General features: G+C 37.9%; 3 protein-coding genes. All 3 read left to right on the top strand.

All coding sequences use genetic code 11. The features are described from left to right. A partial coding sequence (locus FTU34_RS17535) for a transposase (protein WP_180036293.1) occupies positions 1 to 407 on the top strand: 407 nt, incomplete at its 5' end. 732 nt (positions 408 to 1,139) lie between these two features. Beyond that, a complete protein-coding gene (locus tag FTU34_RS17530; RefSeq protein ID WP_114237945.1) occupies positions 1,140 to 1,478 on the top strand; it encodes a hypothetical protein in 339 nt (112 codons plus the stop codon). A gap of 136 nt (positions 1,479 to 1,614) precedes the next feature. After that, complete coding sequence (locus FTU34_RS17525) at positions 1,615 to 2,415, top strand: DUF2310 family Zn-ribbon-containing protein (RefSeq protein ID WP_114237944.1); 801 nt, start codon at positions 1,615 to 1,617, stop codon at positions 2,413 to 2,415. Positions 2,416 to 2,718 lie beyond the last annotated feature (303 nt).

Here is a 2,718-nt window from a genome sequence, read left to right as displayed (position 1 = left end):
ACCGACAACAGCATAGTCAACCGGTGATGCAACAACTGTATGAATGGCTCAACCAACATCAACTGACTGTGCCATCGAGTTCTCCAACCGCCAAGGCGATCAATTACACTCTGAAGCGTTGGCCAGCCTTAAGCCGCTATCTGGATGATGGCAATCTACCGATTTGCAATAACTGGGTGGAAAACCAGATGCGCCCCTGGGCGTTGGGACGTAAGAACTGGTTATTTGCAGGTTCGCTGCGCAGCGGTCAGCGAGCAGCCAATATTATGACATTAATCCAGTCAGCAAAGCTGAATGGGCTGGATCCCTATGCCTATTTAAGTGATGTGCTGAAAAGGTTGCCGACACATAAAGTGACTCAGATTGAAGAATTGCTACCACACCGCTGGAAACCGGAACCGAATTAAAAAATAGGCATGGGGTTCAGCGGACGCTTACGATGATATGCGTCATTTAGTTGATCAAATACCTTCTTACGGCAGTCAATCTATACCTAAAATAAACGATCCTAGTTGGGAGGGGTTATTAGATGATCGGAGAATATCTTGGAATATGAACGACATCACCATAATAGAAAGGCTAGTACTTATTTATTATACTTTTAGTATGAAGGTTCTTAGTGTTTTCAATCAAGAATTTGCAGAGAGAGGAGTTTCTTTTTCATACTCTGATTAGTATGCCTATGGCAAACCAATTTCACTGCTTCGGTACCCTAGTGAGGACTAGAACCTTAGGCTGTAGGCTAATGATATTGGTATATTGAGTTATTTAGGTAGTCGCGGTGTACTTCATGGTGTATAGAAAGTTAGTTTTTCGAGCTAATAAAGCCATTTTGACAAAATTTAAGAAGTATTTTAGAAAACTAGATAGTTACACAGAATTTAGGGTAGTCTCAAAATGAAAGTTATAACTAATGGTTCTTTAACATCTTCTAATTCCTTTGGTGAAAAATAAGATTCCATTTTATGCTTAACTCTCAACTTTTTTTCGCTAAATCATTTATTTTACGAAGGTTAGACTTTCAATATTAAACTTACAATTCTTGTAATACAGCCATTCCAATAGGCTTAAGAAGTTGAGAGTGGCATTTCTTGCATAGAATTATTTTGTATTAAATAAAATAACTAAAGGTTTGGCTCGTGAAGATCTCAATAAGAAAACTGTATGTAATTAGCTTAAGTGCATTAATTACTGTGGCTTGTTCCAGTCAAAGTGAATCAGAAGGGATGCTAATTATAAATAACAAAACCTCCGAAGATATAACTAAGGTTAATTTAACTTATAAAACCACTAATAAATCAGAAAATATAGGTAATTTATCTCCTAATCAATCATTTAAGTATCCTATAAAATATTCTGACACCGAAGACTCTATAGTAATTACATATACTGATAGTAATAATACAGTGCATAAGGATGTAGCTGTTCCTTATTTCGGTAAATATGATAAGAAAAATTATAGTTATAATATCAAGTAGTTTAAGTATTATTAATATTTAGAGTGTACGGCATTGACGGTATAGGTTAAATTGACACTACAAGACAGCACTTTAACCAATTTCAACAGCAACATCCCCAAATATATTTAATATAAATTAAGCATGAGATATAAAAATGCACGCCTTTGATATTATCATACCCCAATATACAGGTATCGCTGAAGATGATGATAGCCACGACCATGATGTATTTTGTTATTTAGGAAATTTAGAAGGCAACGGACAAATATTACCCCGTAACCATCATTTAGCTGTTAGCCAAAATGATATTACTCGCGTGACTGTGGTGTGTCCTGAAATGGATGCCCTTGACCGTAAAAATATGAACAGCTATGCCCAAGAAATGCACAATAAAATCGAACAGTTAGCAGGTAAACCCATTCAAACCTTGTATATCGGAGAAGACCATGACTATCCTCTTCCCCGTTATGCCGTACCAACGCAATCTGAATTTTACATGTTGCGTTGGGGCTGGAGTTCGCCTTTACTAGATGGAGTAACCTTACAAGGCATTCCTCTATATAAAATCCCATATACCCAACCTGATCACCCTTGTTATGATAATGTGTGGTCATGGTATCGTCAGGCTGAAGCGTTATATCGTTTGTGGCTTGGTTCTCAACCAGTAAGTGAAGCCTTTGCCTTAGAGCAAATGCAAAATCCCAATTCTGAGCATAGCAAAATAGGTCGAGAATTGTGCCGTATCATTGAACAAAGCACAGGTGTACCCACCTATTATTTTCTAATGAATTACCGTGATTGGACACAGGCAGAAGATATGGAACAAAAATGTCCACTGACAGGGCAGGATTGGCTATTGCCTGCCAATACCTATCACTATATTGATTTTAAATGCGATGAGAGTCGTTTGGTGAGTGAGTTGAGTCAAAATTGGTCGGATGAAAGCGAGGACTGACCGAATGAAAAATTATTTGTGGTAAGCTCATAAAGCCTATCAAGCATAGAGATAAAAATAACACCCAAACTATCTGTAACCAACCGTGAATCGTCTCGATATTTTCGGAGAGTGTTTTACTGGAATCAGGTACAGGACAAGTTTATTTTCAGTATACCCTAGCGGAACCACCTAAAAAGGGCACTGTTGCAAATAACCACGAATGGTAAGCTGAAGACTGTTTTAGCTAAAGGTGCAGCATATGAATCCTTTCCATGGTCGGCATTTTCAGGGCGAAATCATTCTTTGGGCTGTGCGCTGGTA

It is taken from the genome of Acinetobacter sp. YH12094 (genome assembly GCF_013419295.1).
Taxonomy (GTDB): domain Bacteria; phylum Pseudomonadota; class Gammaproteobacteria; order Pseudomonadales; family Moraxellaceae; genus Acinetobacter; species Acinetobacter amyesii.
The sequence above is the reverse complement of the archived record's forward strand: the minus strand, read 5'-3'. Positions and strand labels throughout refer to the sequence as shown.

What these genes read in the sequence shown, in the direction of transcription:
- FTU34_RS17525 (WP_114237944.1), top strand. Translation starts at nt 1,615, where the DNA reads ATGCACGCCTTTGATATTATCATACCCCAATATACAGGTATCGCTGAA.